Source organism: Pseudoalteromonas sp. S16_S37, from assembly GCF_014694405.1.
In the GTDB taxonomy this organism is placed as follows: domain Bacteria; phylum Pseudomonadota; class Gammaproteobacteria; order Enterobacterales; family Alteromonadaceae; genus Pseudoalteromonas.
This window is the reverse complement of record NZ_JAAUWV010000013.1, coordinates 25,236-40,120: the sequence shown is the minus strand read 5'-3', so window position 1 is coordinate 40,120 and position 14,885 is coordinate 25,236. Positions and strand designations below refer to the sequence as shown.

Sequence of the window (14,885 nt, the reverse complement as noted above, 5' to 3'; positions counted from 1 at the left end):
TCAGTTAAGCAACTTCACGACTGACTTGTAGCGCAGCTTCTAACTTATCAACGATGAAGTTATGCATCTTGGAAAATGTTGTAAATGGCGAGTTGTGTGTACTAAGGTCTCGCTCATTGGCCAGTCTAAGTTTCACACCAAAACGATTTGAGATCTGTTTTTCCATATCAGCAATGATGGTAATTAAGCTGAGTGAATCTAATTGACCATCTTCTGCATATAAAATCGTGTCTCCACCTGCTGACATATCTACAGGCTGATCTAAATATAAGTCTTGTTCTTGTATTGCTTCGATTAATAGTGCTTGAATTTCTTTTCTCATTACCTTGTCCTTAATTAAAGTTAAAAGTTTTTGTTGATTAAGCTGAGACTATGCATCACTCAATCTTATTAATTAATAAGCACTCACTAAGTGCTTATTACTTGCCTTTGTCAGCGCTCTGATCTCTACGAACTCGCCGCTGATAAGTTGCTGACAATGCTCAAGGTGTACTATTCGATATACATCCTCAGCACGCTCTGCAGCCGACACCACATAGCCAGGCATTTGAAAACGTTGTTGCAAACGTAAGTGGTCTGGAAACAGCTCTACATTGGGGTGATTCACAATATTGTGCGACAAGCGCGTATCCACGTTACACATGCCAAGCACGGCGAAGAACACATCAGGATATTCCTGAGCATACACACCACATAACGCTTCCAAGGCAGCCTTGGACATACTGTAGGCCAGCATGCCCGCACGATATCGTCGCCCAGCGATTGAACCTGATACCACCACATGCTGTGGTCTGTGTGGCATTGCCAGTAAGGCATCTAATAGCAGCTTGTTTGCTAGCGCATTGACATTGATGACCTTAGTCACTTCATCGTGTGCGACTTTGCTTGCCAACTCTGGGGCGTTACCCGTTATTCCCGCGTTGAGATAAACCGTGTCGAGCGCAGCATCAGTCAAAACCTCTTGATGCGAGTCGATCACCTGTTCTAATTGCGCAAGACAACTCAGATCCGCTTTGATAAATATGAACCCATCATGTTGAGCCAATCGTTCAGGACAATGCCGAGCTAAGCCGATCACCGTATCGCCTTGTTGTAGGTGTAATGTTGCCAACGCAAGTCCAATTCCTTCACTGGCTCCACTAATAAGCACACTCGCCATATCCTAATCTCCTGTTAATACTTGCTATTTAGAATTTACCCGCAATAAAACCACCATCCACAGACAGTAAAGTCCCGGTGGTGTAAGATGCCTCATCGCTGAGTAAGAAGTTAATCGAAGCAGTCACCTCTTCAGGCTCTGCAAAACGACGTAATGCGGTATTGCGATATTTTTCGGCTGTGGCTTCAGGATTTGCACGTAAACGCTCTTGCGTATTCATTCCACCCATAGTTGGTCCTGGACATACAGCGTTAACACGCACCAGCTGTTTACCCTCTTCTGGTACGCCACATTCAATTGCGGCAATTTGTGTCAGCATATTGAGTGCCGCTTTACTCACTGAGTAAGCACTTTGACGTGGTTGACCTAAGATCCCGCCGCATGAAGATACGTTCACAATTGAGCCGCCATCGCCTTTTTGCATCAATTGAATTTGACGAGACATAAAGTGCAAAGGACCTACCAAGTTAATGTCCAAAACACGCTTCCACTCTGCTAAGTCCAATTCACTTACAGACGCACGTTTTGTCGTGATCCCGGCATTATTGACCGCTAAATCTAAGCGACCATGCTCGCGCTCAATCAGTTCAAATAATGCGTTTACTGCGTGCTCATCAGTCACATCTAGCTGTACGTAGCGCGCTTGTGAACCTAACTGCTCTTGTGCTGCTAACCCATCTTCTTGATTACGCCCAGTGAAATAGACAAACGCGCCTTGATCGACAAGTTTCTTCGTTACATTGAAACCGATACCACGCGTACCACCAGATACGACTGCTACTTTGCCTTGATATTGCATAATTAATTTTCCTTATATTTGTTTTGAATATGTTGAGGGCGTAAATAACTCGGATTTACGCAGCAAAAAACTCTGTCCGCCAAGGGCTCTTTTTTGTCTCGCAGACAATACGAATCCCATTGGCAGTGATTTATTTCATGCACTTGCCCCGCAAGTGCTTTGTTTACAAATTGATGATCAGCGATGATTGGCCTACCAAAGCCAATAAAATCAGCATCGCCACTGGCAATGATCTCTTCAGCCACCTCTAAGCTGCCGATGTTGGCTGAAAAACCAATTGGTAGGTTTGTAAATTGCTTTAAATAGCGCCCAGCGTGACGACAAGATGCCAGTGTGTAGTTCGCATCATCGAGAAATTTGGCAAAGGTTTGTGCTACGCCATTGGCTAACGTTATCGCATCCGCCCCCGCGTGCTCGATGGCCACAGCGACCTCATCGAGCTGATCAACTTTCAAACCCTCCGGGCCAAAACCGTCATCCACTTGCAAGCGAACAAAGATCACTACTTCGTCTTGCACCACCGCTTTAACGCGCTTGAGCACTTCGAGCAGCAAACGCGCACGATTCATTGCATTGCCACCCCAGCGGTCCGTTCTTTGATTTAACTTCGGTGATAAAAAGCTACTTAATAGATAACCATTTGCCGCATGTATTTGCAGCGCCGGTGCACCAATCTCTAAGGCTAATGTCGCCGCTTGCACAAAATGCTCGATATACGACTCAATTTGCGCCTCACTTAAGGATGTTGCATCTCCCGAACCATAATGTTGCAACTGGGCACTGAGCAAAAAGTTACGTTGCTTCGCCGCAGTAAAAATTGGCTTTAGATCAAGCGCATGCTGTTGTGAGACAAGCTTTTGACTTCTATCGGTATACTGCGAAGACGCATCAACAGAGGCATTACCTAAAAATCCAAAACCACAGCCACCATCCATAATTGACTCATAGACCTCAAAAAACTCTTGCATAGGTCGGCCTTCGTGATCACACAAGTCAAAACCAACCGATGAAAAGTACATGCGGTTTGCAACTTTACCTTGCTTACCAAGCTGTAATGGCTTGAGTAAATGAGGGTATTTAGAATGATATAGGGTCATGTTTCCTCTCTATGCTGCTTGCTGTGGGTTACTGACAAAACCACGCTTAATGATTTCTTTAAGCGTTTCTCGCTGCTCATGATCCACCTCAAGGAACGACCAAAATGCACTACCATCGTCATGACGCTGCAACTGTACTTGCGTTTGGAAATGCAGTTTGTTGCCATAAATCACATTCAGATACACTGCATCATTGTTATCAGCCTCAAACGGGCTTGTTGTACACGCTGTGATGCCGATTGTTTGCAGCTCTACGAGCACTTGTTTGCCAGCGGTACTGCTGAGCAATGTGGTAATAGGTGCAACAGGGAGTGGCGAGAAACGTTCATCTTCGTTTAGTAATTTGGCATTGCGAGCAAGTACAAAGCGCTTCAAAGAAATAACAGGGGCCAGAGAGTTAATACGCGCAATCAACATACCTTGTTGATAAAACGATGCGCTATACAACACTTCCTTGGGCTTTTGGATATCTCCTGCGGTTAAATCATCAACCACAATCTCCATGGGATACATCAGCTCAGCATAATGATAAAACTTGGCATTCAACTCGCTCAGGCTGACTGTAACCTTGCCCAATTGCTGCTGTGAAAAGCCATATAGCTGATAATAAATTGTCTGTCTTGCCGCCTCTAATAACATAATGCCAGGCACATGTTCATGCGGTTTTCGATAAAAGAAATAGTGCTCTGCTTGGTTCACAAACTTAAAACTGTGAGAGTGGCGAGTCACTTGGTGATGCAAAAGGAACGCCGCAATGGCTTCATCGCTCACATCTAATCGCTCTGCGCTGTCTTGTGGCAAACCCGCTTTGATTGCTTCGATCACTTGATGTGGCACACCGCGCATCAACTCGTTTGCAGCTTGTGTGATCACATCCTTATAAGGCACACCAGCGCGTTCTGACGAGTCTGCTGGTACACGTAAGGTATATTCGTTATCCGCAGACACATCATAAAGGCTATTGAGCATCACGATTGCAGGGTCCGTCGCTGGATGTGTTTGTGCCGAGACAAATCGTGCTGGTAGCAGCTTTCGCGGGCTACTTAGTAATACGTCATCATCTTTATGTTTGTGCAACAGCTTGGGTGTAATAGTCGGTATTATTGACATTGTAAATTTCCTTATACGTTCGTGGTTACGTTGTACTTTTTCAGCCAGCGGTTCATCCATAGCGCCATTTCGATACCGCCTCGGTTATAAGGTTGGCTAATTTCACTCACTCCACGCTCAACCAACATTTTGGCTTTCTTTGTATCGATAAAATCTCTAGCAGGCGCGCTGTTGTCATCCATCACTCCAGCCAGTTCATCTCGTAGCCCTTGTTCATAGGAACTATCTTGTGTTGCTGGGTAAGGCGTTTTAATACGATGCACTATGCTCTCAGGCAGCAAAGGTGCCGTTGCTGCGCGCAATAAGCTTTTTTCTCGACCATCAAACATTTTCATTGACCAAGGTGCATTAAAGACGTAGTCAACTAAGCGGTGGTCACAAAATGGCACTCGCACTTCTAAACCAACCGCCATACTCATACGGTCATTTCTATCTAATAAGGTGGGTAAAAAGCGCGTAAGCGCTAAATAAGACACTTCGCGTAAACGTCTTTCATCGTCCGCTTCTCCTGCTAATACAGGAACTTCTGCTAGCGCTTCCTGATAACGTTGTGCTCGATACTCATCTCTTTCTAAAGTATTAACAAAGTCTTTGTTAAGGAGTTGAACACCGCCAAAGTAGCGTGACGACCCTGCGGTTAGCCAAGGGAACGTATTTGCTGCCAATGCCGCCGGATTTCTAAACCATTGGTAGCCACCAAACACTTCATCTGCGGCCTCACCTGATAGTGCAACCGTTGAGTGTTTTTTGATCCCCTGGAACAACAAATAGAGCGATGGCCACATGTCACCCCAATAAGCGGGAGGCGCATCAACACCATGAAGTACATGATTGCGTACCGAGTGATCTAACATTTGATTGCTGTTAAGTAGCAGTTCGCTGTGTGCCGTATTCACATGCTCAGCCAACGCTCTGGCAAATGGTGCATCGGGAGCACCCCGCACTCCATCGGCAGAAAAGTTATCCATGTTATGAGTGAAGTCGACCGAAAAAGACGGTAAGGTGCCTTTTTTCACATGCTCAGCAGCCAATGCAGTAATAGCCGATGAATCCAAACCACCTGAGAGCAACGAACAAATCGGCACATCTGAGATCATTTGTCTTTTCACCGTGTCAGATAGGATCTCTCGCACCGTTGCTATGGTGACATCCAGTGAGTCATGATGTTCACGCGCTTCCAGCTGCCAATACACTTGCTTTTTTAAACCATGGCGGTTGAAGGTAAGAATATGCCCCGGACGCACTTCAAACATACCATCGTAGGGTGTTAACTCTGGCGTTTTCACCATATCGAGGATTTCACAAAAACCCGTTTTCGATACCTGCGCTTTGACATAAGGGTTTTCAAACAATGCTTTAGGTTCAGAGCCAAACACAATGCCGGTTTCCGTACGGTAATAGTACAGAGGCTTAACACCTAAGCGGTCACGAATAAGCAGTAACTGCTGTTCATGGGTATCCCAAATAGCAATCGCAAACATGCCATTTAAGTGCTCAGCAACGCGCTCTTTCCAATGCAAATAGCCTTTTAACAGCACTTCGGTATCACTGTTAGTTTCAAACGTGTAACCGTAGCCAACTAACTGTGAGCGCAACTCTTTGAAGTTGAAGATTTGACCATTAAAAGCAACAACCGAGTTATGCCCTGCTCTGTCTTTGGCTTCCATTGGCTGGATACCATGCTCAATGTCAATAATAGATAAGCGTCTGTGACCTAGCGCTGCGTATTGATCGTACCAAGTGCCTCGAGCATCTGGACCGCGATGAGATAGCGAGTCCGTCATTCTATCAACAATTTGCGTACGCTCAGCAAAGTGCTTGTTAAAGTCAACCCATCCTGTAATACCACACATTTTTATTTTTCCTTATAAACTCAAAAATCCGCTGTCAACACTATGCCGCTGTGCTAATTTCTACCGGCTCTATCAGTGCCGTATTTGCTAAAGTCACGTGCATTGCATTCCACGCTAACCCCACTCCAAAGCCACATAACACAATGTTGCTTAGCTCACTCGTTGGAATATGGCGTGTCAGTAATAGGGGAATAGATGTTGAATTAGTATTGCCAATACCATTGACATCAATTGGCACTTTGCTTGGCTCAACATCCAATAAATTAATTAAGTAATTCAAAATAAATTCATTGGGTTGATGCAAAGCAAACAAGTCAACTTGGTCTTTATTGACCCCAACTTGATTTAACAAGGCACTGACCACTTCAGGTACGCGTTTCAGCGCGAAGCTCATGACCGCTGCACCATCCATTTTTAACGTGGCAACAGATGCGGTGCTTTGAGGTGCTTTTTCATAATTCATTTTCACACCCAGCATGTCTTTACCTGAGCCATCAGTACCGTTTATGAAACTTACGGTTTCTTCGCCCTGACTAATGAGTGTTGCTGATGCGGCATCGCCAAATAACATCCGCACTTGATAATCAGCATCGTCTACCAAACGTGTATTGACATCACCGGTACACAGCAGCACTTTTTTATAGGCTCCTGAAGAAACTAAAGATGCCGCTTGGATCATGCCGTTCACATAGCCTGCACAGCCATCGTTGATGGTGGCAACGTAACAATTGCTTTTCAGTCCTAGCTCACTATGCACGGCAAACGCCGTACCTGGGCTCCAGCTATCTGGGGTTTGCGTCACAACAATAAGCGCATCAATTTCTTCTAAAGTGACATCCACATTGCGCAGTAATTGTTGTGCGGCAGCACTGATCAAAGCTTGTGTTGATAAGCCATCTGCGGTGCGAATAGCGCTTATCCCAGTACCTCTGGCCACACGCGCCGCCTCTTTTTGACCATATAAGGCTGCAAACTCTTCACTGCCAATTGTGGTAGCAGGTAGAGCTGCGGAAATCGCTTCAATGCGAATACCAGAAATTGTTTTCATTGCCATCTCAGCTTTCCTTCAAATTCTGTAGCAATGACACAAAATCGTTCACCGTTGCTAAATTCGATAAATCGCCAAGCGACACTTGCTTTTCAGTGTATTGCGTTACTAAAGCCACCGCAGAAAGCATGGCAAACGAATCCCAATGGTCACTGCCAGTAAGCGCTGTGTCTGTGTGTACTTCATCACTGTTGATATCTAATATCTCTGCTATCTCATTTTTTAGGTTTTCAAAGCTTAATTTCATAATCCAATTCCTTGTTTTTTAAGCGTGAGAAGCCATCTGCTGTGCTACGCACAGCAGCGCTTCATTGTCTAATTAATAAAATTTATTCGATTGAAAGAGGCGGTTACTCTGCAACCACGCTCATAGATTCACCATCATCTGCTGATTGATTTTTACGTTCACATGCAAGTGCTGCTGCGATACATAAAATCAGTGCGGATATTGCGCCGTAGAGTACGACCCAACTGAAGCCAGAGGTCAGGATCTCACTGGCCATTTGCTGCGAAATCCCCACCGATTCTGCGGCTGAAAGATTTCCTGAAGCAATCGCGTCGGCCAGCGGCATCACTTGCGTGCTATCCAATCCAAGCGTGTCCTGTAATCCCTCGGCAATACCTTTAACAAGTACATAGCCCATAATTGCGATGTTGACGGCCAAAGAGATCATGCGCGCACTAAACTCCATGCCTGATGCCATTCCAGCTCGCTCAGGTGGTAAAGAACCCGTAGCAGTATTAGTTACTGGTGTATTGGTTAAACCAAGGCCAATTCCTGCCAGTACACAGCCAGGTAGTAAGGTCATCCAAGATGTGCTCGCCATACCAATGGCTAACCAAATAGATGCAAAACCCAGTGCGATGGTAAATAAGCCCAGAGGGATCACAAATCCTGGCCCTTTTTTCATTAGCATGCGCTCTGCATAGGGGGGTACTACAATGGTAGGCACGGTCAGAGCAAGTACCGTTAAGCCTGACATCACCCCGCTGTAACCCAACACCGATTGCAAATAGATAGGGAAGTAAATAACAAATGGCCAAAAACTAAAGTTCATACCACTGGCACCAAACAGTGCGCCAGAAAAGTTACGAACTTTAAATGCTTGGAAGTCAAACATAGGACGCTGCACTTTATTTTCGATAATGACAAACAATACAAAGCTAATAATGCTACCTAGCAAGATAGCTAAGCCTGTGTTGCTTGAAATGCTGGTTTCGTGACTTTGGATAATTAAATACACTAAGCCAAATACTGACAGCGACAGGGTGATCATGCCCGCAAAGTCCATCTTTACCGCATGCGGATCGGATGACTCTGTCACCCCTTTCTTAGCAAGTATTAACGTGATAACCGAGATAAGTACATGGATCAAAAACACCCATTCCCAACTCGCGAATTCAAGTATTAAGCCACCAACAATCGGGCCAAAACCTAGACCTAGGCCAAATACTATTCCCCACGTTGCAAATGCCACCCCGCGTTCAGGCCCATTTTGAAATTGATGAGACAACACCGCGACCTGACAAGACAGCATGGCTGCGGCACTTAGCCCTTGTAAGAACCGTGCGGCAATGAGTACTGGCGCACTCGATGCCATGCCACAGATAAACGATGCTACGGCAAACACTAAAATGCCAGCAACAAAAATACGTTTTCGTCCAAAGCGGTCAGCTAAGGCGCCCATCGCCACTAACACTGAACACATTGCCAATGTGTAAGCATTCATAATCCATTGCAACTGCTGAAAGTCTGCTGGTAACAAGTCTTTCAATGTTGGTAATATAGACGGAACACTGGTTATCTCAAGCCCTAGCATTACCGCAGATAAACAGACGGCAGCCAGTGCTATTTTGTTTTTAAAAGATATGGCAGCAAACATTTTGCACTCCATTTCAATCCCCTCACCAGATGAGGGATTTGTTCTAAGTTACAAGTGCAACCAATTTGCGCTGCACTCACAGTGGAGACAAAAAAGTAACACCCGCTTGACATTGGTTAAATACATGATTAACTATTTCTGCCATAACAAAATCGAATAAATAGATATAAGACAATAAGATGCAAAGGATAGGGATGTTTACAAAACCATTAAAGGTAAACAAAAAGCTAACTTAAATTGCGTTAATTTAAACATAGTAGTAAAGGAGTTATGTACATGCTTAGCTTGGATTTGGATTCGATCCGCGCTTTTTTGGCTATCAGTGAATACAAGAGCTTTACCAAAGCCGCCGATGCTTTAGGTACCACTCAAGCAACACTTAGCGTAAAACTGAAACGATTAGAAGAGAAGTTGGACGTTAGGTTACTAGAAAGAACCCCAAGGAAAGTGAGACTATCGAGTGCGGGCGAAGCCTTCTTACCCGAAGCAAGACAGCTTATTGCCGCCAATGATAGGGCCATCGCTAGTTTAGTTTCACCGCAGCGACAATTTAAACTGGGCGTAGGTTGCCACGTATTTGGCCCTGAAATTCAAATGGTACTATCTCGTTTAAGAGACGCAGAACCGACTTTGCAAATTGAGTTATCTGTGGATAGCTCAAGTGTGCTAGTTGAGCATTGTAATTCAGGCGCATTAAACGCAATTATTGTGCGCAGTGATGATGGTCGCTATGAGGGTGATGTGTTATGTCCAGAGCACTTTGGCTGGTATGCAGCAGAGCAATTTGCATACGATGCGCAAGGACCTTTACCTATCGCAAACTTAAAAGACCACTGCGGATTACGAAACGTTGCTGCACAAACCTTAGATAAAGCGCAAATTAAATGGCATGAAGCGTTCGTAGGAAACAATATCACTGCCGTAATAACTGCGATTTCTGCGGGTCTTGCAGTCGGGATTTTTCCACACCGAGCAGCACCTGCGGATCTGATTGAAGTATCGGAGAAACTCAACTTGCCTGAGATCCCTTCTTCATCAGTATTGATCTACTGTGCATATGCGGATAAGCAAACCAGAAATACCATTAAACTTATTGTTGATACCTTTTCCGAATACCATGATTTGTTTAGCGCAACAGCATAGAATTAATTGAGAGGTCCGCCGTTATCTTAGATTGACCTCTCGTTTTGTTGAAAACTAATTACATAGGCTAAGCCAAGGTTGCGCTAAACAAGTTTGGCGTAATTCCTCCATTTGTATAAGCGCTGTTTGCGCGGCATCAAATTCAGCCTGTGCGCTTACTTGCTCATCTGTTGTTGCAACCGCTAAAAACGCCTCAGCCCGTTTTGTACGTCTTATTGCTTCGCCATAGCGCCGCTCTATGACTTGCCATGTTGGGTCGTACTGCCCAGCATCAATCACATTCACATTTTGCGAGATATCAAAGTGCCCAGACTCTTCATACGATTTGGTGATAATACTACGTGGCAACTTTGGCAAAGCCGTTAAGTCATCGCCCAACTGCCCGCCGAATGTATAATCAGCTAAGGCCTGTAAGGTGTTTAAACAAGGAGAGATGTTATTGCCTCGGCAATGTTTAGGGTTCGAGTCCATAAGTTGTTGTAACCTAGGTGGCAAAGTGCCACTTGAGTTAGCGTCGATGGTCAATACTGCATTTTGCGCAAACTTTTCAATCTCTTTAACTTTGGTCTTGGTTTTTTTGAAAAACAGCAATCTAATTTTTATTTTTGTTACGAACTTTTTGTAATCGGCTTCAGAGCGAAAGTGCAAGCGCGTGTTGATAAAAATATCTCGCCCGTAATCAACTTGGTAAACAAATTGATCGCCGCAGTTTGCAGCATTTTTAAGCACTTGGCGGTTTTCTATCGTACTGTGACCTTGCGACAACTTTAAATGCAGTTGCGATGTTAGGCTCAAATTATCGGTTGCATTGGTGTGAGTAATGGAGGTTGATACACTGCCCGCCACGATAAACAAGTTCACCCCGCCATGCACTTCACCAAAAGTGCGTCGTCTGATCTGGGTTTCGTTCAAATGCTGCAAATAATCCAGTTGCCCTGCGCTTTCTTTATGGTATTCAATGGTCCCTGTTAAACACTTCTCTGATGCTTGGTGTAGCTCTGTATCAAACGCTTTACCCAAGTCTTGCTCGCTAAATTGCTCACTATAATATCGCTTCGCCGAGACATTAAACGCCAACAAAAGCATCAACCCTGCTATTAATTTCATGATAGCTCCTTTAGCAGAAGACCAAGATGCACTAGGGGATGCACCTTGGCCAGCTCTGGGGTGTTTACAGCGTATTAAACGCGTTACCGTAAGTACCTAAAGCACCTTCACACAAACGCCAGTTCAAAATACCAATGGCAGGAGCATTGAGGTTAATGAAGGTTGGCGCCCAACGCATATTGCGATATTTCACACTATCTTCTTCACTCACAACACCTGCACGCACGGCTTCTTGGCGCGCCAGTTCACACTGTTTCCAATCTAGACGATCAGATTGCGGTAACTGAAGTTGCGTCACATCATAACTTGCTGGGCATACTTTGCCGCGACGCGCACAATCGTCTTTCATTTTTTGTACTTCGTCTTCACATGCTGTGCCAAATGGGTTGTCGCGACAAAACTGTGCGGCATTGAATAAAAACCACGCATTGTCATAAGCGAGGTTTTGAATCGTCTCCACAGCACTACGCTGAGCTTCAGGTAAATATGCATAGTAGCTAGTCAATAAATTAGAAGCACGTTGCTCATCAAGTACAGCTTGCTTAAAGTCATCTTCTAATTCACTGATCAACCACTTAGTGGCATTGCGAATAGTTTGATAATCGGCCACCAAAGGACGCAACGCTAAAGAGGCACTGTCATAACGTGTGGTGTAATAACGCACGACGTTATAATCGCTCAGTGAATTTAACTGCGAGCCAAAACCCGTTTTAGCGTATTGCACCGCTTCGTAAAACATATCAAAACACGGTTTTGGATTATCCAATGAGCAGGTAATTATATTATTTGGAATAATGCTAAGTAACTGCTTAGGATCGCCGCCATTTTGGATAGCTCTCACCGTAATTTTTACTGAAGACTTAGTATCATCTTGTAGGTATTTTAGTTGTCCACCTACGTTGAATACCCCACCATATAAGTCCACATCAAGATAGCCACCAATTTCCGACTTATCTTTATTGCTGCCGTAATCTATCTTCAGGTTCACCATAATATTGGCACCATATTCGATTGCCGACACAAACTCATCTCCAGCAAGCTGTTGCAATTTAGCCTGATGCTTATTCGCTATTTCCTCACCGGCTTGTGACAGGGTATAACCAATATTGCTGTCTTGCGGTAGGAACAAACGCTTTTTAGGCGTACTGCGAGCGCTAAAAGTGTATGAACTTGAATAAGTGCTAGAGGCCATTTCTTTAGCCAGTGACGCCCCTGCTGATACACGTACCACAGGGAAGTTAACATCTAAGTCAACGCTACCATTGAGTGTGCTGAGCAAATCATCGTAGCTCATATCAATGCCCGTTTTAAACGTCACTTCACTGTTACCGTATGTTTCATCAATCCGCCCAGCAACAGGCTGTACATTCAAAAAGCGCTTGGTTTGGCTGTCATAAGCCGTACCTATGGCAATATGGTCATTGATTAAGCCTGAAATAGACGAACCTGAATTGATAGTTTCTTTTGCAATTGCATCGCTATGCTTTGCCATTACAGAGCTTGTGCACAGCCCCATTAGTAACATTGTTGAATAAATTGGTTTCATTGTTTTGTCCTTAACGAATTGTCACCAGGTAGTCTTCCACCTCACCATACTGAACGCGCTTACATGCGTTATCAGAACCGCCGCCAGCATCGCTGGCTATACGCATCAAGGTGACGCCATCGGGTACCTCAGTCGGTACTTCAAAAGTAAATTGAAAAGGCGCATCCGACGCTGATTTATGAACCATTTCTGATTCACTCATCACCCCATCCTGATCCCAATCTATCCACACTCGCATTGCTACATGCGATGGATACTGTGGCTCTTTATTTCCGGGTGTTACGGACATTTTTACCGCTCTACCAGCAGGTAAACTGATCACTTTACCGGTAATTGCACTATAACTGTGGCTTTGAGATTCATGACTAAACTCCTCGACGGTCACTTTTTCAATCCATTCCCACTCGTTGTCGTAGCTTTGGTTCTCACAATATTGGTTTTTCAATAATGTGGTTTGCAAAGCCACTGGCACATATTCAGGAGGCATGGTGCTACAGGCATCATTCACACTGTTACCCGCGCGCCATTGATACGGATTACTAAAATCGCTATTTGCAAAGGTGAGGTAATTTACTCGACCTTGCGCAACTTTATCCGCTGATAGCCAAAGCGCTCTGAGCTGCTTAAGCTTTTCTTCCTTGCTCACAATTTGCGTGGTGTCATGAGATTGTTCCCAAATCTCAACGAGTAATCCGTCGTAACACTTTTCCAGCCATGCAAAGCGCCCTTGCGCTTGCGCAACCGTTAAAAATTCTCCGACTTCATTGTAATTTGCTTGTTGTTCAAGCTCTGTCGCCGCTTGTACTTGTGTTGCTGCACACATCACAGATGTGGCGATAAATAATGGTTTCATCATGGTCGTTTCCTTACTTCAAAACATCGCTGTAGCTACTGTAGTCGGTGTAATAAACCAAATTCGCAGCTTCATATTCAGTGCAATAATTCCCTTCTGGATTTTGCTCACAGTAATCAACCATATCGGCAAATAAATTGGCGTTATTGCGACTGGCTGATTCGATGTTACTCAGCTGAGTTAATTGCTCGTTGCTAAACTGCGACGCATAGTAACGCTGCAGGTTTTTAGCACGGCGATAGGTCAAGCGCTCGGCGATCCAACGGGCTGTTAGTTCTTTTACTACTAACTTGGTTAAGTAATTTGCCCCTTCATAACCTTGTGCGGGTACTAGCGCTTGCAAAGCAGGGCCTGAGTCTTGATATTCGGCAATGTAGGCTTCGGTCACATTGTAGTCATCAAGTGAATCAAACTGATTAATGTAGTCATTTTTCAAATAATTAATCGCAGATTCAAAGAGCGCAAAGCAAGGCTCTGGGTTGAGTAAAGTACAGCGCATAATGCCGTTAGGTATAATGTTTAATAAGCGATTCGGCTCGCCACCACTTTGATAGCCACTGATGGTGATTTTTACCGATTGACGCTTGGTGTCATCAAGCTTTTGCAGCTGTCCATCCACTTTGACTTTACCAATCCAGTCAACACTTAAGTAACCACCAATTGAGCGCTTGTCTTCTTCATTGCGATAATCAATTTTCATATTGATCACCACGTTTGAGCCATAGGCAAAGCCATGCACAAAACCATCACCTAAGTTCTTTTCACGATTGCCTGGCTGTGCTTGGGCTAAGTCGAGTGCCGCCTGAGTAGGCTCATAACCCACCATACCACTTGGCATCAACATCCGAGATTTAGGTTTCATCGACGAATAAACGGTATAGGTTCCAGTGTATTTATCGGCGCTGATATCTTTGGCATAGTTTGCCCCAGCATCAACCCGCACAGCTGGAAACTTAAATCCTGCATCTACCTTACCGTCAATCAGCTTAAGCGCTTGCTCATAGCCTAAATCAACACCAACACGAAAATCGATTTTGCTGTTGCCCAAATGCTCTGCCTGAACACCTTTAACTGATTGTAGACCAAGATAGTTTTCACCTTTACTGTGATAAGCCGTGCCCAGTGGTACCGCATCAATGCTGCTAGGCTTAATTAAGTTTTGCTTAGCATCATCAGATTCACTCATCGCCAAAGCTGAGGTTGAGCATAGCGCTGCCAATACCACATTTAGTTTTATAAATTTATTCATAATTCACTCCGTGAGATGGCCTTTGCAGGCCATTCCTA

The 14,885-nt window shown here is 44.6% G+C and carries 14 protein-coding genes; 1 reads left to right on the top strand and 13 read right to left on the bottom strand.

Annotated features, from left to right (window positions below):
- Positions 1 to 4: 4 nt before the first annotated feature.
- The 9 genes from HC733_RS08465 to HC733_RS08425 all read right to left on the bottom strand — a co-directional run bounded on the left by HC733_RS08465 (position 5) and on the right by HC733_RS08425 (position 8,949).
- Positions 5 to 322, bottom strand: coding sequence for a hypothetical protein (locus HC733_RS08465; protein WP_190364622.1), 318 nt, complete (start codon positions 320 to 322; stop codon positions 5 to 7).
- Between the two features lie 72 nt (positions 323 to 394).
- On the bottom strand, positions 395 to 1,159 hold the full coding sequence (locus HC733_RS08460; protein ID WP_190364621.1) for an SDR family oxidoreductase: 765 nt from the start codon (positions 1,157 to 1,159) through the stop codon (positions 395 to 397).
- Between the two features lie 28 nt (positions 1,160 to 1,187).
- Positions 1,188 to 1,958, bottom strand: coding sequence for an SDR family NAD(P)-dependent oxidoreductase (locus tag HC733_RS08455; protein ID WP_190364620.1), 771 nt, complete (start codon positions 1,956 to 1,958; stop codon positions 1,188 to 1,190).
- A 2-nt stretch (positions 1,959 to 1,960) separates the two neighbouring features.
- Complete coding sequence (locus HC733_RS08450; protein WP_190364619.1) at positions 1,961 to 3,055, bottom strand: oxidoreductase; 1,095 nt, start codon at positions 3,053 to 3,055, stop codon at positions 1,961 to 1,963.
- 9 nt (positions 3,056 to 3,064) lie between these two features.
- Positions 3,065 to 4,165, bottom strand: coding sequence for an AfsA-related hotdog domain-containing protein (locus tag HC733_RS08445; protein ID WP_190364618.1), 1,101 nt, complete (start codon positions 4,163 to 4,165; stop codon positions 3,065 to 3,067).
- An 11-nt stretch (positions 4,166 to 4,176) separates the two neighbouring features.
- Positions 4,177 to 6,018, bottom strand: a complete 1,842-nt coding sequence (gene asnB, locus HC733_RS08440) for an asparagine synthase (glutamine-hydrolyzing) (protein WP_190364617.1) — start codon at positions 6,016 to 6,018, stop codon at positions 4,177 to 4,179.
- A 40-nt stretch (positions 6,019 to 6,058) separates the two neighbouring features.
- On the bottom strand, positions 6,059 to 7,072 hold the full coding sequence (locus tag HC733_RS08435; protein ID WP_190364616.1) for a 3-oxoacyl-ACP synthase III family protein: 1,014 nt from the start codon (positions 7,070 to 7,072) through the stop codon (positions 6,059 to 6,061).
- Position 7,073: 1 nt separating this feature from the next.
- Complete coding sequence (locus HC733_RS08430) at positions 7,074 to 7,313, bottom strand: acyl carrier protein (protein WP_190364615.1); 240 nt, start codon at positions 7,311 to 7,313, stop codon at positions 7,074 to 7,076.
- Positions 7,314 to 7,416: 103 nt separating this feature from the next.
- Positions 7,417 to 8,949 carry an MFS transporter gene (locus HC733_RS08425; RefSeq protein WP_190364614.1) on the bottom strand — a complete coding sequence of 511 codons (1,533 nt, stop codon included), beginning with the start codon at positions 8,947 to 8,949 and terminating at the stop codon, positions 7,417 to 7,419.
- 276 nt (positions 8,950 to 9,225) lie between these two features.
- On the opposite strand from HC733_RS08425, the gene HC733_RS08420 reads away from it, so the two are divergent.
- On the top strand, positions 9,226 to 10,092 hold the full coding sequence (locus HC733_RS08420; RefSeq protein ID WP_190364613.1) for a LysR family transcriptional regulator: 867 nt from the start codon (positions 9,226 to 9,228) through the stop codon (positions 10,090 to 10,092).
- Between the two features lie 54 nt (positions 10,093 to 10,146).
- Here HC733_RS08420 and HC733_RS08415 read toward each other — a convergent pair whose 3' ends face one another.
- The 4 genes from HC733_RS08415 to HC733_RS08400 form a co-directional block, all read right to left on the bottom strand.
- A complete protein-coding gene (locus tag HC733_RS08415) occupies positions 10,147 to 11,199 on the bottom strand; it encodes a hypothetical protein (RefSeq protein ID WP_190364612.1) in 1,053 nt (350 codons plus the stop codon).
- Between the two features lie 64 nt (positions 11,200 to 11,263).
- Positions 11,264 to 12,745: an internalin gene (locus HC733_RS08410; protein ID WP_190364611.1), complete on the bottom strand. Its 1,482-nt coding sequence runs from the start codon at positions 12,743 to 12,745 to the stop codon at positions 11,264 to 11,266.
- A gap of 10 nt (positions 12,746 to 12,755) precedes the next feature.
- Complete coding sequence (locus HC733_RS08405) at positions 12,756 to 13,601, bottom strand: GEVED domain-containing protein (RefSeq protein ID WP_190364610.1); 846 nt, start codon at positions 13,599 to 13,601, stop codon at positions 12,756 to 12,758.
- Positions 13,602 to 13,611: 10 nt separating this feature from the next.
- Entirely contained in the window at positions 13,612 to 14,847 is a 1,236-nt protein-coding gene (locus tag HC733_RS08400) for a hypothetical protein (protein WP_190364609.1), read from the bottom strand.
- Positions 14,848 to 14,885: the final 38 nt, after the last annotated feature.